Annotated in this window: 15 protein-coding genes and 1 tRNA gene; 12 read left to right on the plus strand and 4 right to left on the minus strand. The window is 67.5% G+C overall.

What is annotated here, in order from left to right:
- The first annotated feature begins 100 nt into the window (after nt 1-100).
- The 4 genes from ING98_13115 (at nt 101) to ING98_13130 (ending at nt 6,399) form a co-directional block, all read left to right on the plus strand.
- Nucleotides 101-1,102 (plus strand): tripartite tricarboxylate transporter substrate binding protein, encoded by a 1,002-nt coding sequence (locus ING98_13115; protein ID MCA3102808.1) that lies wholly within the window; start codon nt 101-103, stop codon nt 1,100-1,102.
- Nucleotides 1,103-1,203: 101 nt separating this feature from the next.
- The gene (gene pepN, locus ING98_13120) at nt 1,204-3,876 is read left to right on the plus strand and encodes an aminopeptidase N (protein ID MCA3102809.1); all 2,673 of its coding nucleotides are present in this window, start codon (nt 1,204-1,206) and stop codon (nt 3,874-3,876) included.
- 57 nt (nt 3,877-3,933) lie between these two features.
- Complete coding sequence (locus ING98_13125) at nt 3,934-5,787, plus strand: M61 family metallopeptidase (protein MCA3102810.1); 1,854 nt, start codon at nt 3,934-3,936, stop codon at nt 5,785-5,787.
- A gap of 9 nt (nt 5,788-5,796) precedes the next feature.
- Nucleotides 5,797-6,399, plus strand: a complete 603-nt coding sequence (locus ING98_13130; GenBank protein ID MCA3102811.1) for a DUF484 family protein — start codon at nt 5,797-5,799, stop codon at nt 6,397-6,399.
- A gap of 50 nt (nt 6,400-6,449) precedes the next feature.
- On the opposite strand, the gene ING98_13135 is transcribed toward ING98_13130, so the two are convergent.
- A complete protein-coding gene (locus ING98_13135) occupies nt 6,450-7,649 on the minus strand; it encodes an MFS transporter (protein MCA3102812.1) in 1,200 nt (399 codons plus the stop codon).
- Between the two features lie 117 nt (nt 7,650-7,766).
- Here ING98_13135 and ING98_13140 point away from each other — a divergent pair, with 117 nt between their 5' ends.
- Nucleotides 7,767-8,969, plus strand: coding sequence for an MFS transporter (locus tag ING98_13140; protein MCA3102813.1), 1,203 nt, complete (start codon nt 7,767-7,769; stop codon nt 8,967-8,969).
- A gap of 55 nt (nt 8,970-9,024) precedes the next feature.
- On the opposite strand, the gene ING98_13145 is transcribed toward ING98_13140, so the two are convergent.
- Together ING98_13145 and ING98_13150 are read right to left on the minus strand one after the other, a co-directional pair.
- Nucleotides 9,025-10,038: a tripartite tricarboxylate transporter substrate binding protein gene (locus tag ING98_13145; GenBank protein ID MCA3102814.1), complete on the minus strand. Its 1,014-nt coding sequence runs from the start codon at nt 10,036-10,038 to the stop codon at nt 9,025-9,027.
- The gene (locus tag ING98_13150) at nt 10,035-10,931 is read right to left on the minus strand and encodes an amidohydrolase family protein (protein ID MCA3102815.1); all 897 of its coding nucleotides are present in this window, start codon (nt 10,929-10,931) and stop codon (nt 10,035-10,037) included. Before ING98_13150 ends, ING98_13145 begins: the two co-directional genes overlap by 4 nt.
- Before the next feature lie 130 nt (nt 10,932-11,061).
- Between ING98_13150 and serS the strand changes: the two genes are divergently transcribed.
- Nucleotides 11,062-12,366 (plus strand): serine--tRNA ligase, encoded by a 1,305-nt coding sequence (serS, locus tag ING98_13155; GenBank protein MCA3102816.1) that lies wholly within the window; start codon nt 11,062-11,064, stop codon nt 12,364-12,366.
- A 6-nt stretch (nt 12,367-12,372) separates the two neighbouring features.
- On the opposite strand, the gene mltF is transcribed toward serS, so the two are convergent.
- Complete coding sequence (mltF, locus tag ING98_13160; protein MCA3102817.1) at nt 12,373-13,908, minus strand: membrane-bound lytic murein transglycosylase MltF; 1,536 nt, start codon at nt 13,906-13,908, stop codon at nt 12,373-12,375.
- A 147-nt stretch (nt 13,909-14,055) separates the two neighbouring features.
- Here mltF and ING98_13165 point away from each other — a divergent pair.
- The 6 genes from ING98_13165 (at nt 14,056) to ING98_13190 (ending at nt 19,259) form a co-directional block, all read left to right on the plus strand.
- Nucleotides 14,056-14,145, plus strand: a tRNA-Ser gene (locus tag ING98_13165).
- Nucleotides 14,146-14,391: 246 nt separating this feature from the next.
- A complete protein-coding gene (locus ING98_13170; GenBank protein ID MCA3102818.1) occupies nt 14,392-15,645 on the plus strand; it encodes a site-specific integrase in 1,254 nt (417 codons plus the stop codon).
- A gap of 132 nt (nt 15,646-15,777) precedes the next feature.
- Nucleotides 15,778-15,984 (plus strand): hypothetical protein, encoded by a 207-nt coding sequence (locus ING98_13175; GenBank protein ID MCA3102819.1) that lies wholly within the window; start codon nt 15,778-15,780, stop codon nt 15,982-15,984.
- Nucleotides 15,981-16,259, plus strand: coding sequence for a hypothetical protein (locus tag ING98_13180; GenBank protein ID MCA3102820.1), 279 nt, complete (start codon nt 15,981-15,983; stop codon nt 16,257-16,259). The genes ING98_13175 and ING98_13180 overlap by 4 nt, the downstream gene beginning before the upstream one ends.
- 169 nt (nt 16,260-16,428) lie before the next feature.
- Nucleotides 16,429-18,897, plus strand: a complete 2,469-nt coding sequence (locus ING98_13185; protein MCA3102821.1) for a DUF3987 domain-containing protein — start codon at nt 16,429-16,431, stop codon at nt 18,895-18,897.
- Nucleotides 18,894-19,259: a hypothetical protein gene (locus ING98_13190; protein MCA3102822.1), complete on the plus strand. Its 366-nt coding sequence runs from the start codon at nt 18,894-18,896 to the stop codon at nt 19,257-19,259. The genes ING98_13185 and ING98_13190 overlap by 4 nt, the downstream gene beginning before the upstream one ends.
- Nucleotides 19,260-19,281: the final 22 nt, after the last annotated feature.

Consider the following 19,281-nt stretch of genomic DNA (forward strand, 5'->3'; position numbering starts at 1 on the left):
GCGCGTCCTGGGTCTGCAGGTCAGGCAGTCCGATGGCCCTGCGATGCACCGTTTTGGTACATTGCCGCCACCGCGTCATCCCATGACAGAAAGGTCGTCCATGCCGTTTCCCCGTGTATCCTGGTTTTCGTCCCGCTGCGTTGCCACCGCCGCGGCCGCACTGGCGCTGCCGATGGTCCTGCCCGGCGCGGCGCTGGCCCAGCAATGGCCAGTGAAGCCGATCCGCTTCATCATGCCGTTCGCTCCCGGCGGCGGCACCGACTTCGTCGGCCGCCTGATCTCGCCGAAGCTGTCCGATGCGCTCGGCCAGCAGGTGGTCGTCGAGAACCGCGGCGGGGCCGGCGGCAACATCGGGGTCGAACTGGCTGCGAAGTCGGACCCTGACGGCTACACGATGGTACTCGGCACGATCGGCAACATCGCGGTGAACCCGGCGCTCTATGGCAAGCTGGCGGTCGATCCGCTGCGCGACCTGACGCCGGTCTCGCAGACCTCGGTCGTACTGAACGTGCTGGTGGTGCACCCGTCGCTGCCGGTGAAGACGGTGAAGGACATCATCGCCCTGGCGAAGAAGAACCCCGGCAAGCTGACCTACGGCTCCTCCGGCATGGGCGCGGCCGACCACCTCGCCGGCGAACTGTTCAACCGGATCGTCGGCACCGAACTGGTCCACGTTCCGTACAAGGGAGGCGGCCCTGCCATGGCGGACCTGGTCGGCGGCAACATCACGCTGTCGTTCGCGACGATGGTGTCGGTGCTGCCGCACTGGAAGTCCGGCCGCCTGCGTCCGATCGCCTTCACGCTGCCGGAACGCACGCCGCTGTTTCCCGATATCCCGACCATCGGCGAAGCGGGCGTGCCCGGTTTCGCGGTCACCAACTGGTACGGCGTGTTCTTCCCCGCGAAGACGCCGCGCCCGATCATCGACCGCATGAATGCGACGGTCAATTCAGTCCTGAAGATGCCGGACATCATCGAGCGACACCACGGTGCGGGTATCGTTCCGACCGGCAGCACGCCCGAGGCGTTCGACAAGTTCATCCGGACGGAGACCGCGCGCTTCGCCCGGCTGGTCAAGGAAGCCAACCTGAAGGCGGAATGACCGTGCGAGTGCCCGGGTGGCGGACGACAGGTCCGTAGCCCGGGTGTCGTTGCAGCCGATGCCGTTAGAATGCTCGCCGACCCCTTGTCGCCGAGCGCCCGATGGACATCGTTTCCAGCACCCAAGCAACGCCGTCGGTCACCCGGCTGACAGATTATGCGCCGCCGAGTTATCGAGTCGATTCGGTCGAACTGACGTTCGACCTGCATGAAGACCGTACGGTCGTCACCGCATATTCGGTGATCCACGCCTGCGACGATCAGGCACCGGTCGCGCCGTCGCTGCGGCTGGACGGCATCGGACTGGAACTCGAGGCACTGGCACTGGACGGGCGGGCGCTCGAGCCGTCCGAGTACACGGTCGACGCCGAAGGCCTGACGATCGGTCGCGTCCCGCGCCAGTTCACGCTCGAGGTGGTCACCATCATCCACCCCGAGACCAATACCGCGCTCGAGGGCCTGTACAAGTCGAGCGGAAACTTCTGCACACAGTGCGAGGCACGCGGGTTCCGGAAGATCACCTACTTTCTCGACCGTCCGGACGTGATGGCGCGCTACACCACGACCATCATCGCCGATCGGGCGAAATACCCGGTGCTGTTGTCCAACGGCAACCGCGGCGAGACCGGGCCGGCGACCGGGAAGGGCGCCGAAGGCCGCCATTTCGCGACCTGGATCGACCCCTGGCCGAAGCCGTCCTACCTGTTCGCGCTGGTGGCCGGCGATCTGTCCTGCGCGCGCGATACCTTCACCACGATGTCCGGCCGTGAGGTCGGCGTCGAGGTCTGGGTGGAGCAGCACAACCTCGACAAGTGCGGCCATGCAATCGCGTCGATGAAGCGCGCGATGCGCTGGGACGAGGAGGCCTTCGGCCGCGAGTATGACCTCGACGCCTACATGATCTTCAGCGCCGATGACTTCAACATGGGCGCGATGGAGAACAAGGGCCTGAACGTCTTCAACTCGAAGTACGTCCTGGCGAAGGCCGAGACCGCCACCGACGCCGACTTCGAGGCGATCGAGGCGGTGATCGCTCACGAGTACTTCCACAACTGGACCGGTAACCGCGTCACCTGCCGCGACTGGTTCCAGCTGTCGCTGAAGGAAGGCCTGACCGTCTTCCGCGACCAGCAGTTCACCGCCGACATGACCTCGAAGGCGGTCAAGCGGATCAGTGATGTGCGCACCCTGCGCAGCCACCAGTTCCCCGAGGATGGCGGCCCGCTCGCGCACCCGGTGCGGCCCGACGCGTACATCGAGATCAGCAACTTCTACACCGCGACCGTCTACGAGAAGGGTGCGGAAGTCATCCGCATGATGCACACCCTGCTCGGGCCGGAGAAGTTCCGCGCGGGCATGGACCTCTACTTCGACCGCCACGACGGGCAGGCGGTCACCTGCGACGACTTCGCGCAGGCCATGCAGGATGCCTCGGGTGTCGACCTGACCCTGTTCCGGCGCTGGTATTCACAGGCCGGTACCCCGGAGGTCACCGCCAGCACCGCCTACGATGCGCCGGGGCAGCGGTTCACGCTGACCCTGTCCCAGTACACCGCGCCGACGCCTGGACAGCCACAGAAACAGCCGCTGCAGATCCCGGTGCGCGTGTCGCTGCTCGATAGCGACGGCAAGCCGCTCCCGCTGCAGCTGGCCGGTGCGGCCGCCCCGGCCGGCACCGAGGTCGTGCTGTCGCTGACCGAGGCGCAGCAGCGCTTCGTGTTCGAGGGCGTGTCGTCGGCGCCGGTGCCATCGCTGCTGCGCGGCTTCTCCGCGCCGGTGAAGCTGAACCTCGACTGCAGCGATGCCGACCTCGCGTTCCTGATGGGGCACGACGACGATCCCTTCAACCGCTGGGAGGCCGGGCAGCGGCTTGCCACCCGCATCCTGCTGGCTGCGGTCGCCGCGTTCCGTGCCGGACGGGCGATCGAACTGCCCGGCGCCTTCATCGATGCGTTCGGCCGCACGCTCGCCGACCCTTCACTCGACGGCCGCTTCAAGGCACTGGCACTGACCCTGCCCGACTTCACCTTCCTCGGCGAGCAGATGGCGCAGATCGATGTCGAGGGCCTGCATGCGGCGCGCGAGGCCGTGGTGAACCAGCTCGCATGCGCGCATCGCGAGGCGCTGGAGCAGTTGTACGAGGCCAACCGTGCGCCCGGTCCCTACCGCCACGACGGCGCGTCGATCGCCGCGCGCGCGCTGCGCAACACCTGCCTCGCCTACCTGAGCCGCACCGGTGCTCCCGATGCACTCGGCCTCGCGCTGCGCCAGTTCGACTCGGCCAACAACATGACCGACCAGATCGCGGCACTTTCGTGCATTGTCGACGTGCCCGGCGAGGCGCGCCAGCGGGCCCTGGATGCCTTCCATGCACAGTGGCAGGCCGATCCGCTGGTGATCGACAAGTGGCTCGCGCTGCAGGCGCGCTCGGAAGCGCCCGATGCGCTCGCCCAGGTGCGTGCGCTGATGGGCCATCCCGCGTATGACGCGCGCAACCCGAACCGCATCCGCGCGCTGGTCGGCGTGTTCTGCCACGGCAACCCGCTGCGTTTCCACCAGGCCGACGGATCGGGCTACGCTTTCCTGCGCGAGCAGGTGCTGAAGCTCGACCGGCAGAACCCACAGGTGGCATCGCGGATGCTCGGCGCGCTCAACCGCTGGCGCAAGTACGACCCGCAGCGGCAGGCGCTGATGCGCGCGGAGCTGCAGGCGATCGCCGCCCAGGAGACCCTGTCGAAGGACGTGTACGAGGTGGCGACCAAGGCGCTGGGGTAGGGGGTGCAGCAGCTCCTTTGCGTTGTCCTTCAACGATAGCGTCTATCCTTGCACGAAATGGAAGAGATCCACTACCTGATCGTTCCCGCTTCTCCGGAAGCGCACCGCTTCGAGGTCACCGTGCGGGTATCCGATCCCGACCCGGCCGGCCAGGGCTTCTGGTTGCCGGTATGGTTGCCGGGCAGCTACCTGGTGCGCGAGTTCGCGCGCCAGGTGTTGTCGATCAGCGCGCGCGACGGGCAGGGTCAGCCGGTGGCGGTGGCCAAGGTCGACAAGCATCGATGGCACTGTGCGCCCTGCAGCGGCCCGCTTTCGGTGACCTGCGAGATCCATGCGTGGGACCTCTCGGTACGGACTGCCCACCTCGACACCACCCATGCCTACTTCAACGGAAGTTCCGTTTTCCTGGCGGTGGCGGGGCGGGAGCACGAAAGCTGCACGGTCGACATCCAGCCGCCGCCCGGGGATGCAGGCAAGGGCTGGCGCGTCGCCACGACGCTCGAGCGGGCGGGTGCGCCCGAGCACGGCTTCGGCCGCTACCGCGCATCCGACTACGACGAACTGATCGACCATCCGGTCGAATGCGGCACCTTCGACCTGGTGGCGTTCGAGGCGCACGGCGTGCGGCACGAGGTGGCGGTCACCGGCCGGCATCGCAGCGACCTCGATCGGTTCGCGCATGATCTCGCGCGCGCCTGCACCGCGCAGATCGACCTGTTCGGCGCGCCGCCGCCGTTCGACCGCTACCTGTTCCAGATCATGGTGGTCGGAGACGGCTACGGCGGCCTCGAGCATCGTTGCTCGACCAGCCTTCTGTGCAGCCGCGACGATCTGCCGCAGCCGGGTCAGTCCGGGACCAGCGACAAGTACCGCACGCTGCTCGGGCTGGCCAGCCACGAGTATTTCCACGCCTGGAACGTGAAGCGGATCAAGCCTGCCGCGTTCCTGCCCTACGATCTGTCGCGCGAGGCCTATACGCGGCAACTGTGGGCGTTCGAGGGCATCACCTCCTACTACGACGACCTCGCGCTCGTCCGCTGCGGGCTGTTCACCCACGACGAGTATCTGCGGATGCTGGGCGAGACCGTCACCCGCGTGCTGCGTGGCGGCGGCCGGCTGAAGCAGTCGGTCGCGGAGTCGAGCTTCGACGCGTGGATCAAGTTCTACCGTCCGGACGAGAACACGCCGAATGCGGTGGTGAGCTACTACACCAAGGGATCGCTGGTCGCACTGGCGCTCGACCTGACCCTGCGCGAGGCGACCGGCGGTGCACGTTCGCTCGACGACCTGATGCGCCGGCTGTGGCAAGACTACGGCGCGCGTGGCATCGGCGTGCCGGAAGATCGCATACCGGCCCTGGCCTCGGAGATCGCCGGGCGCGACCTGGGCGCGTTCTTCGCGCTCGCGGTCGATGGCACCGAAGACCTGCCGCTGGCCACGCTGCTCGGCACCGTCGGCGTGGCGCTCGGCCTGCGTGCGGCCAGCGGCGAGTCCGACAAGGGGGGAGGGCCCGGGTCGCCGCCGGCGGTGTCGGCCGAGGCACGTGCCGGCGCGTGGCCGGCCCGAGCCTGGCTCGGCGCGCGCATGGCTGCCGACGGCCGGATCTCGCTCGTGCACGATGGCAGCCCCGCACAGCAGGCAGGACTGTCTGCGGGCGATCAGGTCATCGCGATCGACGGCCTGCGTTTCGCCGGCATCGACGCGCTGCTGTCGGCCTCGTCTCCCGGGCGGGTACTCGACGTGCACGCGTTCCGCCGCGACGAGTTGTACCAGTGCCGGGTCACGCTGACCGAGGCCCCCCTGGATACCGCATGGCTGGCGGTCGACGCCGGCGCATCCCCCGAGGCGTCGGCCGCACGCGCGGCCTGGCTGGGCGCCATCCTGCCGGCCGCGCCGGCCCCCCTGACCTGACGAGGCGCAATGGATATCGATCGCCGCCGGAACGAGAACCGCGCGCTGCGCGAGCGCCTCGACGCGATGCTGGCCGACGCCCAGCGCAACGAACAGATCCTCAGCCGGCACCGGCGGATCGAACTCGGGCTGCTGGAAGGATCGAGCTTCCCGGAGCTGTTCGACACGCTGTTCAACGCGTTGAAGCGCGCCAACGACTACGACGTGGTGACGCTCGCGCTGTGCGACCCCGATCATGACCTGCGCCGGTTGTTCGGCGCGGCCGGCATGGACCCGAACGACTATCCCGACCTGATCCTGCTCGGTGGGTTCTCGGAGCTGTACCGGGTGTTCGAAGGCGACGGAGGGACGTCGCTGGGCTCCTTCGTGAAGCCGCTGCATGGCCTGCTGTTCCCGCGCGAGTCGCAGCCGCCTCAGAGCGTCGCCATCCTGCCGCTGCAGCGCCGGCGTCGGCTGCTCGGCAGCCTGAACATCGGCAGTCTCCACTTCGCGCGCTTCGCGCCTGGCATGGAGACCGACGTCATCGAGCGGCTGGCCAGCATCATCGCGATCTGCCTCGAGAACACGGCCAATCACGAACGCCTGAGGCACCCGGGCCCACCGACCCGCTGACTGCGGGGGCTATCGCGGCGAGGACTGAAGGCCGATCCCGGCCCGGGCGGTCAGCCTGACGCGGTACCGCTGGCACCGCCCCGGCGCATCGCCGACAGCCAGGCGATCGCGATCAGTACGGCACAGACGAACGGCAGCGAGCCGTAGTTGATCGCATGCCAGCCCCACCCCTCGTGCGACAGCATCGCCCCCGACACGAGCGAGGTGACCGCCATGGTGGCGAAGGTCACGAAGTCGTGCATCGACTGCGTCTTCTCGCGTTCCGACGGCCGGTAGGTTTCGGTGAGCAGGGCCGAGCCGCTGGTGAACAGGAAGTTCCAGCCGATGCCGAGGATGCACAGCGACGCCCAGAAGTGCCAGACGGTCTCGCCGGACAGCGCGATGCCGATGCATACGAGGTTGAGGATCGCGCCCACGGTCATCACCTTCAGCGCGCCGAAGCGGGTGATCAGGTGGCCGGTGAAGAACGACGGCGCGAACATGCCGATCAGGTGCCATTCGAGCACGAAGGCGGTGTTGCTGAACGGATAGTCATGGTGGTGCATGGCGATCGGCGTGGCCACCATCAGCAGGTTCATGATGCCGTAGCCCACGGCCGATGCCGTGACCGCGACGATGAAGGTCGGCTGGCGCATGATCTCGCCGATCGGGCGTCCCGGCTCGGCCTGCTCGGCGGCGGTGAGCGGCGGGATGCGCAGCGGCATCAGCGCGAGCAGCGTCAGTGCCGACAGCACGCTGATGGCGAGGAAGGACGCGCCGAATGCGAGCCCGGGCATCATGTCCTTCGTCCAGTTCGCGAGGTTGGGGCCCAGGACGCCGCCCACGATGCCGCCGGCGAGCACCAGCGAAATCGCCTTCGCCTTGAATTCTTTCGGGGCCGAGTCTGCCGCGGCGAAGCGGTAGGCCCGTCCGAACGCGACGAACACGCCGAGGACCGCCGTGCCGATGCACAGCACCAGGAAGCTCTCCAGCCACAGTGCGGCGGCGCAGACCACGCCGCCGGCAATGCCGAAGGTGGCGCCGAGCGCAAAGCCGCTGCGCCGGCCGTGGCGCTTCATGTACGTGCCCGACGGCAGCGTCGCCAGCGCGGAGCCGATCACGTAGATGGTGACCGGCAGGGTCGCCCAGGTCTTGTCGGCGGCGAGTGCATAGCCGGACAGTCCCGCGATGGCGATCAGCATCGACATCTTGACCTGCGTGATCGCCTGGCAACCGGCCAGCACGGCGACGTTCCTCTTCTGTGCATCCATGCGTTGGCGTCCATGCGCGCTGCCGAACGACGTGCGGTTCGACTGCGCCCGAGTTTACTCGCATAATGGAGACTGCCCGATGCCTACCGACCCGCTGACCGTGGACCCGCGACGCCCATGACGGGGCCTTCGCGCCCGCTCAAGCTCATCGTGCTGATGAGCGTGCTCACCCATGTGGGGTTCGGGGGCAGCCGCGTCCTGTCTTCACTGTTCGCCCTTCACCTGGAGGCGAGCCCGCTGATGATCGGCGTCGTGGTGTCGCTGTATGCGCTGCTGCCGCTGTTTCTCGCGGTCCGGGCCGGCCAGATGGTCGACCGCCTCGGCATGCGGTTGCCGCTGGTGTTCGGCGCGCTGATGGTGCTCACGGGGTTGCTGATTCCCTGGTTCTTTCCGAACATGGTCGCGCTCTGCATCTCGGCCAGCGTGCTGGGCGTCGGTTTCATGGCCTGGCAGGTGGCCGCGCAGACGATGACCGGCTCGCTCGGCGGACCGGAGAGCCGTGCCCGGAACTTCGCGCTGTTGGGCATGGGCTTCTCGCTGTCCGGCCTGCTCGGCCCGCTGATCGCCGGCTTCTCGATCGACCTGATCGGCTACCGCGCGACCTACCTGGTGCTGGCCGCGCTGCCGCTGATCGCCCTGGTGGCCGTGTGGTGGTTCCCCGGCTGGATCCCGCAGCGCCGGGCATCGGCAACGCGGGGCGGGCCGAAGACCAGTTCGCTCGACCTCTGGCGCATCCCGGCGCTCAAGCGCACCTTCTTTGCCGGTGGCGTGATCGCGACCGCCTGGGACCTGTTCAACTTCTTCCTGCCGGTCTATGCGCGCTCCATCGGCCATTCCGCCTCGGCGATCGGCGCGATCATGGCGGCGTTCGCCAGCGCGACCTTCGTCGTGCGCCTGGTGGCAGCCAAGCTCGCGACCAAGCACGGCGAGGGGCCGGTGCTGGCCTGGGCGATCTTCACCACCGGCATCGCCTACGCGCTGCTGCCGTTGTTCACCGGTGGCCTGACGCTGGCGATCATCGCCTTCGTGCTCGGACTGGGCTGCGGCTGCGCGCAGCCGCTGTCGATGACGCTGATCTACAACCTGTCGCCGAAGGGCCGGGCGGGCGAGGGCACGGGCATTCGCGTGATGATCAACCAGCTCACGCACGTGACCATCCCGCTCGCCTTCGGCGCACTGGCCAGCGTCACCGGCTACATCCCGGTGTTCCTCGGTTGTGCGGCGATGCTGTTCGGTGGCGGCGAGTTCTATCGGCGTTCTTCGAAGCACGACCCGATGCCGCCGCAGCCGCCAGGGCCGCCGCCCGCGACCGCCGGTTGAGCGCCGGCACCGTGCGCCTGGCGCGGACTGCGCTGCCGCGCCTGCACCGGACGTTTCAGTCGGCCTTGATGCCGGCTTCCTTCACCAGCCTTGCCATGCGCGCCACTTCCGAGCGCACGAATGCCGTGGCCTCCTCGGGCGAGGCATTGGCCATCAGCTCGATGCCGAGTTCGGCCATGCGGCCGCGCAGGTCCGGTTGCTTCACCGCAGCCGCGATCGCCGCATGCATGCGCGACACGATGGCCGCCGGCACCGCGGCCGGCGCCAGCACGGCATTGAAGGTGGCCGCCTCGTAGCCTGGCAGCCCCGATTCGGCGATGGTCGGTACGTCGGCCAGCAGCACCGAGCGCCGCGTGCTGGTCACCCCGAGCGCGCGCACCTTGCCCGAGCGGATCAGCGGTATCGAGGTGCTGACCTGGTCGAACAGCACCGACACATGGCCACCCATCACGTCGATGAGTGCCAGGGCGTTGCCCTTGTACGGCACGTAGGTCACCTCGATGCCGGCGGCCCGGGTGAAGCCCACCGAGGCGATGTGGCCGGTGCTGCCCGATCCGGACATCGCGACGTTCACCTGGCCGGGCCGGGCCTTCGCCAGCTTCACCAGGTCCTGCACCGTCTTCACCGGCATCGCCGGATTGACCACCAGCACCTGCGGGATGTTGGCGATCACGCTGGCGGTGACGAAGTCCTTCACCGGGTCGTAGGGCACGTTCGGCAGCACGCTCGGCACGGTGACGAAGGTGTTGGAGATCGACAGCCACTGGTAGCCGTCGGCCGGCCCGCGCGCGACGACTTCCGAGCCGACCACCCCGCCGACGCCGGGACGGTTCTCGACCACCACCGGCTGGCCGACCTCGACGGCAACCCGCTGCATCACGTTGCGTGCGATCAGGTCCTGGTTGCCACCCGGGGCGAGCGGCACGATGAGCCGGATCGGCTTCGACGGCCACGCCGGCTGGGCGGCGGCCAGGGCGGGGCAGAGCAGCAGGGCAGGCGCCCAGAAGTTGGCACTGCGGGCGGCGCTGCGGGCGGCGCGGCCGGTGGTGGTCATCCGCATCCTGTTCATGGTGTCCTCGTGGGGAAGTCGTACAGCCGTGCCGGGTTGTCCACCAGCACCTGCTGGCGTTGCCCGGCGTCGGGCATCCAGTCGGCCAGCAGGTCGACCAGTTCGGCATCGTTCGGCATCGGGCCGTCGAAGTTCGGGTGCGGCCAGTCGCTGCCCCAGACCAGCCGATCCGGGTTGGCTGCGACCAGCGCCCGGGCGAACGGGGTGGCCTCGGGATAGCGTGGATGGGACTTCGACAGCCGGTAAGCGCCGGACAGCTTCACCCAGCAGCGGCCATCGGCCAGCGCCCGCAGCAGCGTGCGGAAGGCAGGCGCATCGGGTCCCGCCCCTACCGCAGGCTGTCCCATGTGGTCGATCACCACCGTATCCCCGAGCGTGGCCAGCAGCCCATCGAGGTCGGGCAGCGCGGCGACCTCGACATAGACCTGCACATGCCAGCCGAACGGCCGCACCCGCGCGGCGATGCGCCCGGCATCCGCCAGGCCGAGCACCGCGCCCCGGGTGTGCAGGTTCAGCCGCACGCCGCGTACGCCGGCCTCGTGCATGTCCTGCAGCTGCGCATCCGTCTCGTGTCCGGAGATCACCGCCACGCCGCGGAAATCGAACTGGCCGGAACGCAGCGCGTCGAGCGTGGCCGCGTTGTCGGTGGCGTAGCAGCTCGGCTGGACGATCACCGCGCGCTCGCAGCCGATGGTCTGCAGCATCTGCACGTACTCGGCGGTGGTGCAGTCCGGCGGGGTGTAGCTGCGGGTGGGCGCGTAGGGGAAGCGCCCGGCCGGCCCGAACACATGCGAGTGGCAGTCGCAGCTGCCGGGCGGCAGCGCCAGCGCCGGGCGGCGCGGCTGGCGGTCGGGCCCGCGCGTGGTCGGGATCGACGGGGGATCCTGGGTCAAGCGTTCCTCCTTCGGGTGGTTCGCCTTGCGGGCGATGGCGGCGCGTCCCGGTCCGGCCTGGCCGTTGCAGGCCAGCCCCGGCGCGCTTTTTTCGTAGAATAGCGGGTTATCTCATCGCAGGCTTCCCACCATGCTGGACATCCAACTGCTGCGCTCCGACCTCGATCGCGTCGCCACGCGGCTTGCCGACCGGGGGTATGCGCTCGACCGCGAGCGCTTCCTGGCGCTGGAAGGCGAGCGCAAGCAGTTGCAGGGGCACACCCAGGAGCTGCAGGCGCGCCGCAACCAGGTGTCGAAGCAGATCGGCGAGGCGATGAAGAAGGGGGAGGACGCCAGCGACGTCGCCGCGCTCAAGGCTTCGGTGGCGAGCTTCGCCGACGAGCTCGCGGCCGACGAGAAGCGCCTCGCGGCGCTGCAGGAGGAGATCGAAGCCTTCCTCGCCGGCGTGCCCAACGTGCCGCACGACAGCGTCCCGGCAGGCCGCTCGGCCGACGACAACGCGGTGGTGCGTACCGTCGGCACGCCGCGCAGCTTCGACTTCCCGGTCAAGGACCATGTCGACCTCGGCGAGGGGCTGGGGCTGCTCGACTTCGAGACTGCGACGAAGATCACCGGCGCCCGCTTCTCGCTGATGAAGGGGCCGCTCGCGCGCATGCACCGCGCGCTCGCCCAGTTCATGCTCGACATGCACACGCTCGAGCATGGCTATACCGAGGTGTACGCGCCCTACCTGGTGAACGCGGACAGCCTGCGCGGCACTGGCCAGTTGCCCAAGTTCGAGGAAGACCTGTTCGCCGTGCCAAGGGGTGGCGAAGGCGACGAGGCGAAGCTGTACCTGATCCCCACCGCCGAAGTGCCGGTGACCAACATCGTGCGCGGCGAGATCCTCGCGGCCGAGGCGCTGCCGCTGAAGTTCGTCTGCCACAGCCCGTGCTTCCGCAGCGAGGCGGGCTCCTACGGCCGCGACACGCGCGGCATGATCCGCCAGCACCAGTTCGACAAGGTCGAGATCGTGCAGATCGTGAAGCCCGAGGCTTCGTACGAGGCGCACGAGGCGCTGACCGCGCATGCCGAGGCCGTGCTGCAGCGGCTCGGTCTGCCCTACCGCACGATGCTGCTGTGCACCGGCGACATGGGCTTCGGCTCGGCCAAGACCTATGACCTCGAGGTCTGGCTGCCGGGCCAGCAGGCCTACCGCGAGATCTCTTCGTGCAGCAACTTCGAAGCCTTCCAGGCGCGCCGGATGCAGGCACGCTACCGCAAGGACGCCAAGGGCAAGCCGGAGATCGTGCACACGCTCAACGGCTCGGGCCTTGCGGTCGGACGAACGCTGGTGGCAGTGATGGAGAACTACCAGCGCGCCGACGGCGGCATCGACGTGCCGGAGGCACTGCAGCCGTACATGGGCGGGACCCGGGTGGTTGCCCGGGGCTGACCGCGCTCAGGGCCCCTTCAGCGACGGCGCCTTCTGGCCGGGGGGCAGCAGGGTGATCTCGTCGCGCAGGCTCTTGAAGGCCGGCCGGTGCGGTGCCTCGACGCGCTGCAGGATGTCGTAGTACTGGCGGACATTCTCGGTGAGGATCACCGCCTCGCCGCCGCGCGCATAGCCAAACCGGGTGACCGCGGAGTGCTCCGGGCGCATCAGCAGCGGCAGCACCTGCTTCATGTTGACCCACACGTTCGGGTCGAGGTTGAGCGAACGGGCGATCGCCCGCGCATCCTCGAGGTGTCCGAAGCCGATGTTGTAGGCCGACAGCGCGATCCAGGTGCGGTCAGGCTCGGGTGCCTTTTGCAGCAGGTCGCGCAGCATCAACAGGTAGCGTGCACCGCCGAGGATGTTCTCGCGCGGGTCGAGCAGGTTCTTCACGCCCATCCTGGCCGCGGTATCGTCCTGCATCATCATCAGCCCGCGCACGCCGGTGGGCGAGACGGCGGCCGGATCCCAGTGCGATTCCTGGAAGCCGAGCGCCGCGATCAGGCGCCAGTCGATGCCGATGAGTTCCTGCGCATCCTGGAAGTGCTTGCGGTAGAGCGGCAGCACGGTGCGCACGCGCAGCATGAAATGTGCGATGTCGGCTTCGGTCAGCCGCTGCAGGTGGCCGTAGTAGCGGTCGATCAGGCGGGTGAGGGTGGCATCGCGCCGGATGCGCCCGAAGAACGCTTCGAGTTTCTTCACCAGTTCCGGATCTGCGTTCTTCGGCAGCGCCCAGGCGAGCTTGCGCGGCTGGCCGATCGTGAAGGCGGTGGCGATCGACGGATGGAAGTTGCGAGCGACATCGACCGCATGCGACTCCGCCACTGCAAACTCCGCATGGCGGCCAGCGACCCGCCCGGCGATCTCTTCGGTGTCGCGTGCGACCACCTCGTTCCACGCGAGGTTCGGCAGCTTCGCCTGCAGGCGCTGCAGTTCCGGGATCGCGAGCGACCCGGCGAGCACGTCCACGCGCTTGCCGACGAGATCGTTCACGCTGCGCGGGCGCAGCGTCTCGGTGTCGTAGATCACCTCGAGCGACACCTCCTGGTAGCTGGGGCCGAAGGTGAACCGCTTCGCCGCTTCGGGCGTGATGCTCAGCCCGGCTGCGGCCAGATGCCCCTGTCCCTGCGCGAGGGCCGGCAGCACCGCCGAGAATTGCGGCAGCGCGATGAAGCGCACCTTGTACCCGGCCTCGGCCGCGAAGCGCGTCACGAGCTCGTACTCGAGCCCGGTGTGGCGGCCTTCACCGTCCTGATAGAAGGTCGTGCCGCTCTGGTGGGTGAGCACGACCAGTTCGCCGCCGTCGACCAGGGGGGGGAGCACCTCGGCAGGCGGGGCCGGATCGCCGCAACCGGCCAGGGCGGCCAGGGTCATCATCGGCAGGACCCGCGCGAACCGGCGGGCAAGCGTCCGCCACACCAGCAACCGCAGCGACGGCACGACCAGGCGCGACAACAACATGGGCAACAGCAGAGACAGAAGCAGAGTCAGCGACAGAGGCATCGGCTTTCCCTGGTGTCCGACGAGCCGCGATTGTGACATGCACCCCCGGGCCGCGGTCGTGTGTTGGTTCACGGCGCAAATGTGCGTCAGGACACGCTTTCGGCGATGCGGGCACGAATGCCGGATATGTGTAAAATCCGGGCTGCCGGAGAGGTGGCAGAGTGGTCGAATGTACCTGACTCGAAATCAGGCGTAGGTGCAAGCCTACCGTGGGTTCGAATCCCACCCTCTCCGCCAGCAATACTCGCACCCTCGATGCGTCGACGGTGCACCGAAGTGCAGTTTCCCATTGATTCAAAAGCGGAACTAGCCTTCGTTCGTTGCACAGACAGTGCATCGTGAATCCGCCCTGGAGCGCGCACTTTCGCGACCCTGTGGTGGGTACGCTGGCGGGTACAGCACATCGAACCCGCCGCCATGATCGAGCGAGCGAGGGTTGCGATGGGTACTCGGCTTCAGATGTGCAAGCTTCACCTTCTGAGCGTGCGGGAGGTGCTGCACGCCCCGCCCGGTGACCACTCCGACGGCGCCGGGCTGCGCCTTCAGGTGGATGCCTGCGGCGCGAGATGGCTGTTCCGGTTCACCTCCCCTGATGGCGCGCGGCGCGAGATGGGTCTGGGCGGCTGCGAGCGAGCGAACATGCAGACCGCCGGCGCCAGCCTGACTGCAGCGCGCGCCGCAGCGGCGAAGGCACGGGCGATGCTGGCGGAGGTTCCTCCCCGCGATCCGATCGAAGACCGCAAGGCTGCGAAGGAAGCCGCAAAGGCGGCGGTCCGCGCTGCGAAGGCCGAGAGGACGAAGAACGCGGCAACCCTCGCACGCGTCGCGCGGGGCTATCACGAACGCGTGATCGAGCCGTCACGATCGGCGAAGCACGGGGGCGAGTGGATCCGCTCGATGGAACGTCTCGTCCCGCCCCACCTCTGGCACGCGCCGATAGCAACGATCGAGGCGCCTGCGCTGCTCGATGCGATGGCCGACCTGTACCAGCGGGTGCCGGAAACGGCTTCGAGAATCCGGCAGCGTCTGGAGGCCGTCTTCGATGACGCCGTGTTTCGCGGTATCTGCGGCCGGAACCCCGCGGCAGCGATCAAGCGAAAGGTGCGCGAAGGACAAGTCGGGCGCGATGTCGAATCGCACCGGGCGCTCGCTGTCGCCGACGTACCCGGGTTCGTGCAGGCGCTCCGAGCGCAGCCGGGTATCGCGGCCCGTGCGCTGGAGTTTGCCATGCTGACCGCGGCCCGAACCGGCGAAATCATCGGCGCAACCTGGAGCGAGATCGACGCGGCGGCACGCTTGTGGACGATACCGGCTGCGCGCATGAAAGCGGGAGAGGAGCACCGGGTGCCGCTCTGCCCCCGCGCGCTTCAGATCATCGACGAAATGCGCTCGGTGAACGGCGCATTCCTGTTCCCGAACCCGCGCGACACGACTATTCCGATGTCGAACATGGCGATGCTTTCACTCCTCAAGCGGATGGGATGGCTTGACCGGACGACGGCGCACGGGGTGTGTCGCTCGACCTTCTCGACCTGGGCAAACGAAACCGGAATTGCGCGCCCGGACGTCATCGAGGCATGCCTTGCCCACAAGGAAGGCGACAGGATCCGCGCGGCCTATAACCGGGCGAAGTTCAACGAAGAGCGTCGAGCGCTGCTCGTGGCCTGGAGCGAGTACCAGGACGGTCGGTTACCGGTGGCGAAGGTGCTGCCCATCATGAGCAGGGCGGTCGCCTGAGCGACTGTCGCCGGAAGATCTCTGCGAGAAAGCTTCGAAATAGATACTGGTTACAGCTTCGCGCCAAAAAAGAGATCTATTTAATCCGTCTCCATGTCCCGAATCGTTCGGGGCGTCTCAGGAGACGTAAACATGGGAATGACAATATCTGCGCCGTTCCGAGTCGGGTTCAGCTTGACCGAATGGTGTGAGCTGACTTCGATCAGTCGTCCGAAGCTGTACACCCTTCCGGCTGAGCTCAGACCGAAGACCATCAAGATCGGTCGGCGGACCATCGTCATCGAAGCTCCGGCGGACTATCTGAAGCGCGTCGCCGCCACTCAGGAGAAGAAGCGATGACCGCGCCGCTCATTGTCGACGCCGACGGCGGCGCAGCGCTCCTCGATGTCAGTCCACGGGCGTTCGCTGATCTGCGCAAACGCGAAGGCTTTCCGGCGCCGGTGGCGCTTTTCGGTCCGCGAAACCCCCGGTGGCGCGTTGCCGAGCTCGTTCAGTGGGTCGAATCGTTGCCCGCTCTGAAGTCGATGGACAGACCCCAGCAATTGATCGACGGGAAGCGGAGGAAGCGTGCGGAACACGCACGTGCGGCGCTCCCCGAGGGGGGGCGCCGATGACGCCAGCATGGGTGTTGCGACTCGCGAGTCGCGTCGACGTGTCTTTGTGGCTCGCGCAAGCGGCTGCAGACGCTCGATCGGCCCGGTATGCCATTGATAAGCGACCTGTGCTGCAGAAGGCAGCAAGCACCTTGTCGACTTGTCTGCGACTGCTGGGAGGGCTCCTTCGATGAACTCGACCTCCCAGGTAACGGCGGCGTTCGCGAACGCGATGCGGGCCGCGGGCGTGGAGCCGCCCGACGAGATCATCGCGGATGGCACCATCCAACGTTTTGCACTGCGGGGCGAGCGTGGCAAACGGTCGGGTGCCTATCAGGTCCACGCGGATCATCGGCCGACCGGATGGTTCCAATCCCACAAAGGATCGGGGGGATTGATACGTTGGTCGAGTGGCCAAGCATGTCAGTCGATGAGCCCAGCGGATATGAAGGCATTTCGGCGCGAAATTGCGGAAAAGCAGCGGGCCCGAGAAGCAGCCCAGACGGATGCGCAGTTGCGCGCAGCACGGCTCGCCAAGGACATCATGGAAGCTGCCGACGTTGGCGATCCCGCTGAACACGCCTACGCCCAGCGCAAGCGGGTTCCATTCGGGCCGCTCGTAACCCGTGGCGCGTGGGAACAGAACAGCTGGGCCGACGCGTTGCGCGTGCCGCTCTTTAACGCAGCCGGCAACCTTGTTTCGATTCAGGCGATCGCAATGGACGGTGACAAGCGGTTTCTGAAAGATGGTCGGGCGGCGGGCGCGTTCCACCCTTTCGGCAAGCTGCGCGGAGCCGCGAATGTTCTGATCGGCGAAGGGCTGGCAACGGTCGCCACGGCGGTCGCCGTGACCGGGTGGCCAGCCGCGGCGGCGATGAGCGCCGGTAATCTGGTTGTTGTCGCACGGGCGTTGCGAAAAGTTGCCGCGTCAGGCGCACGAATAGTCATCGTCGCGGACAACGACGAAAAGACCAGCGGCAATACCGGCGTGCGCTCGGCGAAGGATGCGGCGCTCGCCACCGGGGCGCTTGTGGCCGTGCCACTGATGGGCGGCCGGAAGTGCGACCTGTGGGATGTCTGGAACGAGCAAGGTCCCGACGCGGCTCGGGCGTGTCTAGCGGCGGCGGCTCCGCCCGCGCCGCAGGCGGAAACGGTCAAGACGACCGCTACCATGACTGATGACTGGCCGGATCCACAGCCGATCATCGATGAACTGCTGCCCGTGCCCGCGTTCGATGCTCGCCTTCTTCCGGATCCTCTGGCTTCATGGGTATCTGATATTGCCGAGCGCATGCAATGTCCGCCGGAGTTCCTCGCGGTCGGCGCACTCGCCGCGCTCGGCTCGGTTCTCGGCCGCAGGGTGGCGGTACGGCCGAAGCGACTCGATGACTGGTCCGAGTTCGCGAATCTCTGGGGAGTGGTGATCGGGTCGCCTGGGGTGTTGAAGTCGCCGGCCTTGAATGCTGTTCTCGCCCCCCTTCGGAGGCTTGAAGATCAGGCGCACGAGCAGCACGAACAGGCCGTTCGCGCGTGGCAGGCCGAAGCCGAAGGTTCCAAGGTGAGGCGCGACGCGGCGAAACACCAGGCTAACCGGGCGGCGCGAAAGGGCCAGGATTTCGATGCATCGAGCCTGCTGCTCGACATAACCGATGATGAGCCTGAAGCGAAGCGCTTCGTGGTGAACGATGCAACGCCGGAGGCTCTGCAGGAGATTCTTGCTGCGAACCCGCTCGGCGTACTCGCCTTCCGTGATGAGCTCGCCTCGCTGCTCGCCGGCATGGAGCGCGAGGGCAGGGAAGAACAGCGCGGCTTCTTTCTTTCCGCTTACAGCGGAAAGGAACCGTACGTTTCGGACCGGATCGGACGCGGTAAGACCCGCGTCCCGGCTTGCTGTCTTTCGCTGCTGGGCTCGACGCAACCGGCCGTGATCGCGAAGTACATCCGGGAAGCTCTCGACTCTGGCGGTGGCGATGGTCTTCTGTCCAGGTTCTCCCTGCTGGTCTGGCCGGATTCGCCGGCACAATGGCGATCGGTCGACCGCGCTCCGGACGCGGCCGCGCGGAACGCCGCCAATGAACTGTTCCAGAGGCTGGCGGAGTTCGACCCCGCTGCGATCGGCGCCGAAACGGAGGCGGTGGGTGCGGTGCCATTCGTCCGCTTTGACGACGGTGCCCGGGAGCTATTCGAGACATGGAGGGCCGAACTGGAACGGCGCCTCCGTACGCCGGACGGCGACGACTTGGCGGCTGTCACTGCCCACCTCGCGAAGTACCGGAAGCTGGCGCCGGCGCTGGCCTTGATCTTCCACGCTGTCCATGGGGAACCGCAGAACATCGACGCCGCAACGCTCACAAGGGCGCTTGCGTGGTGCGACCTGTTGGAAGCCCATGCGCGCCGCGCTTACGGTGCTGCGCGGTCGACGCATCGTGAAGCTGCGCGAGCGCTTCTCGGAAAGATCAAACGCGGCGCGATCGGTGCAGGGGGCTCGTTCGCTCTGCGCGAGGTGTACCGATTCGGCTGGGCGCAGCTCGATACCCGTGACCGAGCAAAGCAGGCTGCTGACCTTCTCGCAGACTTCGATTACCTGCGCGCCGAGACCATCGAAACGGCCGGTCGGCCGAGTCCTGGGTATCGAGTCAACCCGAAGGTTCTTCGATGAAGTACCTGGAGAAGTTCCGCGCCGAGTTTTCCGGGGCGGCGGATCGGGGCGCACCGACAGAACCGCCAAAAGCCCCTTCTGACAGTTTTGGCGGTGCCGTCTCGGGAACCCTGCAGAAAAAACCGACGCACGTCGACACCTCCTCAGATGGGCGAATCTGCCCCTCGCAGCGCGGCGGCAGGGCGCTTGATGCGGAACTTCGTGCGCTGGTCGACATCGTCGGCCGGCTGTACGCGTTTACCCCGGATGAATTCGTACTCGCCCGGAATCTTGCACTCGCCGACCGGGAAGCAGCACTGCAGTGCTATCGACATATTGCCGCTGGCGCCGGGCTCACGACCCCTCGGTCGGCGATAGGCTAAAGCCCCACTGCCGAGTGACGGC

This window comes from Rhodocyclaceae bacterium, from assembly GCA_020248265.1.
Taxonomy (GTDB): Bacteria; Pseudomonadota; Gammaproteobacteria; order Burkholderiales; family CAIKXV01; genus CAIKXV01.